Source organism: Suipraeoptans intestinalis (assembly GCF_009696485.1).
GTDB lineage: Bacteria > Bacillota > Clostridia > Lachnospirales > Lachnospiraceae > Suipraeoptans > Suipraeoptans intestinalis.
Genome location: NZ_VULY01000019.1, coordinates 1 through 6052, shown reverse-complemented (window position 1 = coordinate 6052; position 6052 = coordinate 1). Strand labels below are relative to the sequence as shown.

Annotated in this window: 14 protein-coding genes; 6 read left to right on the top strand and 8 right to left on the bottom strand. The window is 50.5% G+C overall.

All coding sequences use genetic code 11. The features are described from left to right. The 6 genes from FYJ34_RS12745 to FYJ34_RS11415 all read left to right on the top strand — a co-directional run. The coding region (locus tag FYJ34_RS12745) for a hypothetical protein (RefSeq protein WP_173017114.1) at nt 1–509 on the top strand (509 nt) is incomplete at its 5' end. Nucleotides 510–529: 20 nt separating this feature from the next. Further along, complete coding sequence (locus FYJ34_RS11430; RefSeq protein WP_154478918.1) at nt 530–1003, top strand: hypothetical protein; 474 nt, start codon at nt 530–532, stop codon at nt 1001–1003. Between the two features lie 46 nt (nt 1004–1049). After that, nucleotides 1050–1184, top strand: a complete 135-nt coding sequence (locus tag FYJ34_RS13590) for a hypothetical protein (RefSeq protein WP_268878948.1) — start codon at nt 1050–1052, stop codon at nt 1182–1184. A gap of 335 nt (nt 1185–1519) precedes the next feature. After that, nucleotides 1520–1864 carry a hypothetical protein gene (locus FYJ34_RS11425; RefSeq protein WP_154478917.1) on the top strand — a complete coding sequence of 115 codons (345 nt, stop codon included), beginning with the start codon at nt 1520–1522 and terminating at the stop codon, nt 1862–1864. Between the two features lie 52 nt (nt 1865–1916). After that, nucleotides 1917–2159: a hypothetical protein gene (locus FYJ34_RS11420; protein ID WP_154478916.1), complete on the top strand. Its 243-nt coding sequence runs from the start codon at nt 1917–1919 to the stop codon at nt 2157–2159. Further along, a complete protein-coding gene (locus tag FYJ34_RS11415; protein ID WP_154478915.1) occupies nt 2150–3235 on the top strand; it encodes a Cna B-type domain-containing protein in 1086 nt (361 codons plus the stop codon). Before FYJ34_RS11420 ends, FYJ34_RS11415 begins: the two co-directional genes overlap by 10 nt. A 144-nt stretch (nt 3236–3379) precedes the next feature. Here the strand turns inward: FYJ34_RS11415 and FYJ34_RS11405 are convergent, their stop codons facing one another. The 8 genes from FYJ34_RS11405 to FYJ34_RS12740 all read right to left on the bottom strand — a co-directional run. Beyond that, complete coding sequence (locus FYJ34_RS11405) at nt 3380–3631, bottom strand: Cna B-type domain-containing protein (RefSeq protein WP_154478913.1); 252 nt, start codon at nt 3629–3631, stop codon at nt 3380–3382. 100 nt (nt 3632–3731) lie between these two features. Beyond that, nucleotides 3732–4040, bottom strand: coding sequence for a Cna B-type domain-containing protein (locus tag FYJ34_RS11400; RefSeq protein ID WP_154478912.1), 309 nt, complete (start codon nt 4038–4040; stop codon nt 3732–3734). A 130-nt stretch (nt 4041–4170) separates the two neighbouring features. After that, on the bottom strand, nt 4171–4335 hold the full coding sequence (locus tag FYJ34_RS11395) for a hypothetical protein (RefSeq protein ID WP_154478911.1): 165 nt from the start codon (nt 4333–4335) through the stop codon (nt 4171–4173). A 2-nt stretch (nt 4336–4337) separates the two neighbouring features. Then, complete coding sequence (locus tag FYJ34_RS11390) at nt 4338–4910, bottom strand: hypothetical protein (RefSeq protein WP_154478910.1); 573 nt, start codon at nt 4908–4910, stop codon at nt 4338–4340. Continuing rightward, nucleotides 4907–5113, bottom strand: coding sequence for a hypothetical protein (locus FYJ34_RS11385; protein ID WP_154478909.1), 207 nt, complete (start codon nt 5111–5113; stop codon nt 4907–4909). Before FYJ34_RS11385 ends, FYJ34_RS11390 begins: the two co-directional genes overlap by 4 nt. Then, nucleotides 5110–5382, bottom strand: a complete 273-nt coding sequence (locus FYJ34_RS11380) for a hypothetical protein (protein WP_154478908.1) — start codon at nt 5380–5382, stop codon at nt 5110–5112. The genes FYJ34_RS11385 and FYJ34_RS11380 overlap by 4 nt, the downstream gene beginning before the upstream one ends. A 143-nt stretch (nt 5383–5525) precedes the next feature. Next, nucleotides 5526–5744 (bottom strand): hypothetical protein, encoded by a 219-nt coding sequence (locus FYJ34_RS11375; protein ID WP_154478907.1) that lies wholly within the window; start codon nt 5742–5744, stop codon nt 5526–5528. 66 nt (nt 5745–5810) lie between these two features. Further along, on the bottom strand, nt 5811–6052 hold a 242-nt coding region (locus tag FYJ34_RS12740), incomplete at its 5' end, for a hypothetical protein (RefSeq protein ID WP_173017113.1).

The following is a 6052-nucleotide window of genomic DNA, read 5'->3' as shown; positions in this document are numbered from 1 at the left end:
GGAGTCAACAACAAAGCTATCAGGGCGGGGCTATCTATCTGGAGCAGGAAGGAAAGCTGTCCCTGCTGGATACGGTTTTCCGTGACAATTATGCGAAAAAGCGACGCCTGCAGTGGAGCATCCAACGATCCGGCGCTCGCCGCCCATGGCGGAGCTATCTACTGCGGAGGCAAATCGATCATTTCGATGAGAGGCGGAGCATTTTACGACAATTACAGCGGGACAACGGAGACAAGAGAGGGACTACAGGAGAGGGCGGCGCCATCAAGTTGGAAGGAGGTTCTCTGCTGTACATCAACTCCGACGGGGCAGAAGACCGGACCATCTTTGATGGCAATCACAATTATGTTACAGCCTCCAACGTAGGCGGATACCAGGGCGGCGCCATCGAGGCAACGAACAGTATCATAAGGGCTTATAATGTAGACTTTGTGGTAAAGGCGGCTTTGATACCGGAGGCGCTATCAAATTTGAAAAGTCCGGACAGAAACTGGATCATAACGTCATAAAAGATTCTACCTTCAAGCTGGTGGGAGGACAGCTTCCTACGAAGCCGGAAGCGTCAACATACTTCGGAACGTCGGGCGGCGCCATCATGTCGGAGAACTCCTACCTGACGGTGACAAATACAACGTTTACCATGGAGAAAGCAGCAGAGGACTCGAAATATCCCGAAGTTGCCTTTGCAGGCGGATTTATCGATGTGGTGGGCGGCGGAGAACTGAATCTGTATGATTCCAGCCTGACAGGAAACGGAGCATCTTGGAATGCAGCCTGGAAATATAAATCAGCCAAGTACGGCGGAGCGATCGCATTTGAAAACGGGGCTTCGGCAAAGGCACATATCAAAGGGACGACTCTGAAAAATTTCATGGTGGATCATACGGGAGGAATCATCTCCGTAGGACACAGAAAACGGAGCGACCAAGGAATATGGAAACACAACGGTAGATCTTCGGATAGAGAATTCTACCCTGCAGAACGCCCATGCATATACATATAATGCAGCATCGGCAGGCGCAGGACTCTATATCGCTCCGGGCTCTAACGTGGTAGTAGCAGGCGGAACGATCGAGTACATGACCGCCAACTATGGAGCGGCCGTTTACAATAAGGGAAATCTTACGTTCGAGAACCATGCGCAGGTAAAAAACAACACCACCACCCAGATGGGGCAGGAGTGATGAACGACGGATACCTGAACGTTCACAGCGCTGTGTTTGGGAACAACGTAAAGAGTAAAGATGCTTTTTTAATAGCGGCAACCATCAATTTAAGGCAGAACACAGCGGGGACAATATCTACGCCAAGCAGGATGTGATCGTGGGAACGGACGCTTCCTTTGACGGCAACGACGTGAGGGTGTTTGACAAGACATCCGCCATCCTATTAAGCGGACCAGAAATTCCGTGATCAATGTTTCCATCAGCGAAGCGCCAAATGCAGCGAATGATCAGGTGTTTCAGGAGGACTTTGCGGAAACCGCCAACCGATACGTAGGCTATCTGGTAGGAAAAGGGTGACGGACGCAGACCTGAAGGCAGCCTATACGCCGGCGGGAACCGCAGCGGGCTACACGCCGACACCGGAGGACGCCAAAAAGCTTCATTATGTGTCCCGGACGGTAGAGGCAAGTAAGATCGCAACGGTAGAGGATCATACAAGCCCGGCGCTGTGGGACTACGTGTATGATCCGGAGGCTTCCACCATCGTGCTGGGACAGAGAGCCAAAATGATCTACCACAGCAACCATTCCTCTGCGACGATGGAAGGGGAACGGCAGATACAGACCCGGCAGGACAGAAGCTGGAGCAGGTGTACACCTTTTACAAATCCGGCGACGGAGCGCCGAAGGTATCCCTGAACAACGCGGCGGCGACAGAGTTGACTGCAACGGAGGTGATCCCGTCCTTACTGTGGCAAATGAAAGCTATGGATTCCGTGGATGGTATAAAGGGGCATGGAAAGAGAAACCAATCTATAATGAGGAACAAAAAACACCGCAGGACAGTGAGAAGTACGACTTTGCAAAGGCTACCTTTACGGGCACCTGGCACAAGGATACAAACACACAGATCACAGATATCCTGAGCGTGGAAGAAAAGAATACCCTTCACACCTACGCTGTCTATCAGCAGGGCGGATCACCGTGCGGGTAAAAAAGGCATGGAACGCTTCTGATAAAGAGGATGTGACCTTTGTTCTGAAAGGTGGAGAAAAAGAAATAGAGAAGACCCTTCCAAAAGATTCAGCCGTAGATTACGTGGAATTCCAGGATCTGAAAATGGTAGATCAGGAAGGAAATCCGCTGTTTGACAAGTATACTGTTGAAGAAAAGGGAACGAAAGACGGAAAAGTAACACTGGGAAATCATACTTATGCAGTCGCAGTGGCCTACGAAAATGATACGATGGCGGAGGCAGAGAAAGAGCCTCAGACGAAGTATTATACGATTACCAACACACAGCTGACAGATGTGCAGGTAACAAAAGAATGGCAAGGCGGTGCGACCCAGCCAACAGAAAAAGTGGAAGCGGAGCTGTACAAGAGCGTGGGAGGCGGACAGCCGACACTGGTAAAAACAGAAGAGCTGACGGCCGCCGGAGGCTGGAAAAAGGTGTTTGCAGACTTGCCGGTAACAGAAGAAGCTGGCGGACAAACCAAGCCCATCGTCTACTCGGTGAAAGAAAAAGGAATGACGGACAATGGGACGGTCCAGTTGGAAGGAAAGAAGTATCAGGTAACCATTAGCGGAAGCCAGGAGAACGGATTTACCATTTCCAACCGACAGTATACGGACATGGGAGTGCTGACACCGGGGACGACGCAGCTGAAGGTGTCCAAGACCTGGGCCGGAGAAGTGACAGAGACAGAGGTACAGGTACAGCTGTATAAAAACGGAGAGCCGGAAGGAAGCGCCGTTGCCTTGAATGAGGAAAATGGCTGGACACATACCTTTGAACAGCTTCCGGTGGTAGACACCATCCAGCAGGCACAGGGAAATGTGTATGAGATAAAAGAAGTAGGGGAAGCAGACGGTATTATTACCCTGAATGGACACAGCTATTCGGTAAAGATGACACAGCCTTCCGCTAAGGAGGTAGTCATTACCAATACCTATATGCCTAAAAAGCAGATAAAAGTCACAAAGAGTGGGCAGGAGAAAAGACCATACCGGCGGCTGCCGTCTATGTGCAGCTTTACCGGACGGTGGATGGCACAGAAAGCCAGGTAGAAAATGGAATGAAAGAACTGACGGCGGCAGATGGCTGGACCTATACCTTTTGTGACTTTTATCTGCTTTTTAGGCATATAGGTATTGTAATGACTACCTCCTTAGCGGAAGGCTGTGTCATCTTTACCGAATAGCTGTGTCCATTCAGGTAATAATACCGTCTGCTTCCCCTACTTCTTTTATCTCATACACATTTCCCTGTGCCTGCTGGATGGTGTCTACCACCGGAAGCTGTTCAAAGGTATGTGTCCAGCCATTTTCCTCATTCAAGGCAACGGCGCTTCCTTCCGGCTCTCCGTTTTTATACAGCTGTACCTGTACCTCTGTCTCTGTCACTTCTCCGGCCCAGGTCTTGGACACCTTCAGCTGCGTCGTCCCCGGTGTCAGCACTCCCATGTCCGTTACTGTCGGTTGGAAATGGTAAATCCGTTCTCCTGGCTTCCGCTAATGGTTACCTGATACTTCTTTCCTTCCAACTGGACCGTCCCATTGTCCGTCATTCCTTTTCTTTCACCGAGTAGACGATGGGCTTGGTTTGTCCGCCAGCTTCTTCTGTTACCGGCAAGTCTGCAAACACCTTTTTCCAGCCTCCGGCGGCCGTCAGCTCTTCTGTTTTTACCAGTGTCGGCTGTCCGCCTCCCACGCTCTTGTACAGCTCCGCTTCCACTTTTTCTGTTGGCTGGGTCGCACCGCCTTGCCATTCTTTTGTTACCTGCACATCTGTCAGCTGTGTGTTGGTAATCGTATAATACTTCGTCTGAGGCTCTTTCTCTGCCTCCGCCATCGTATCATTTTCGTAGGCCACTGCGACTGCATAAGTATGATTTCCCAGTGTTACTTTTCCGTCTTTCGTTCCCTTTTCTTCAACAGTATACTTGTCAAACAGCGGATTTCTTCCTGATCTACCATTTTCAGATCCTGGAATTCCACGTAATCTACGGCTGAATCTTTTGGAAGGTCTTCTCTATTTCTTTTTCTCCACCTTTCAGAACAAAGGTCACATCCTCTTTATCAGAAGCGTTCCATGCCTTTTTTACCCGCACGGTGATCCGCCCCTGCTGATAGACAGCGTAGGTGTGAAGGGTATTCTTTTCTTCCACGCTCAGGATATCTGTGATCTGTGTGTTTGTATCCTTGTGCCAGGTGCCCGTAAAGGTAGCCTTTGCAAAGTCGTACTTCTCACTGTCCTGCGGTGTTTTTGTTCCTCATTATAGATTGGTTTCTCTTTCCATGCCCCTTTATACCATCCACGGAATCCATAGCTTTCATTTGCCACAGTAAGGGACGGGATCACCTCCGTTGCAGTCAACTCTGTCGCCGCCGCGTTGTTCAGGGATACCTTCGGCGCTCCGTCGCCGGATTTGTAAAAGGTGTACACCTGCTCCAGCTTCTGTCCTGCCGGGTCTGTATCTGCCGTTCCCCCTTCCATCGTCGCAGAGGAATGGTTGCTGTGGTAGATCATTTTGGCTCTCTGTCCCAGCACGATGGTGGAAGCCTCCGGATCATACACGTAGTCCCACAGCGCCGGGCTTGTATGATCCTCTACCGTTGCGATCTTACTTGCCTCTACCGTCCGGGACACATAATGAAGCTTTTTGGCGTCCTCCGGTGTCGGCGTGTAGCCCGCTGCGGTTCCCGCCGGCGTATAGGCTGCCTTCAGGTCTGCGTCCGTCACCCTTTTCCTACCAGATAGCCTACGTATCGGTTGGCGGTTTCCGCAAAGTCCTCCTGAAACACCTGATCATTCGCTGCATTTGGCGCTTCGCTGATGGAAACATTGATCACGGAATTTCTGGGTCCGCTTAATAGGATGGCGGATGTCTTGTCAAACACCCTCACGTCGTTGCCGTCAAAGGAAGCGTCCGTTCCCACGATCACATCCTGCTTGGCGTAGATATTGTCCCCGCTGTGTTCTGCCTTAAATTGATGGTTGCCGCTATTAAAAAAGCATCTTTACTCTTTACGTTGTTCCCAAACACAGCGCTGTGAACGTTCAGGTATCCGTCGTTCATCACTCCTGCCCCCATCTGGGTGGTGGTGTTGTTTTTTACCTGCGCATGGTTCTCGAACGTAAGATTTCCCTTATTGTAAACGGCCGCTCCATAGTTGGCGGTCATGTACTCGATCGTTCCGCCTGCTACTACCACGTTAGAGCCCGGAGCGATATAGAGTCCTGCGCCTGCCGATGCTGCATTATATGTATATGCATGGGCGTTCTGCAGGGTAGAATTCTCTATCCGAAGATCTACCGTTGTGTTTCCATATTCCTTGGTCGCTCCGTTTCTGTGTCCTACGGAGATGATTCCTCCGTATGATCCACCATGAAATTTTTCAGAGTCGTCCCTTTGATATGTGCCTTTGCCGAAGCCCCGTTTTCAAATGCGATCGCTCCGCCGTACTTGGCTGATTTATATTTCCAGGCTGCATTCCAAGATGCTCCGTTTCCTGTCAGGCTGGAATCATACAGATTCAGTTCTCCGCGCCCACCACATCGATAAATCGCCTGCAAAGGCAACTTCGGGATATTTCGAGTCCTCTGCTGCTTTCTCCATGGTAAACGTTGTATTTGTCACCGTCAGGTAGGAGTTCTCCGACATGATGGCGCCGCCCGACGTTCCGAAGTATGTTGACGCTTCCGGCTTCGTAGGAGCTGTCCTCCCACCAGCTTGAAGGTAGAATCTTTTATGACGTTATGATCCAGTTTCTGTCCGGACTTTTCAAATTTGATAGCGCCTCCGGTATCAAAGCCGCCCTTTACCACAAAGTCTACATTATAAGCCCTTATGATACTGTTCGTTGCCTCGATGGCGCCGCCCT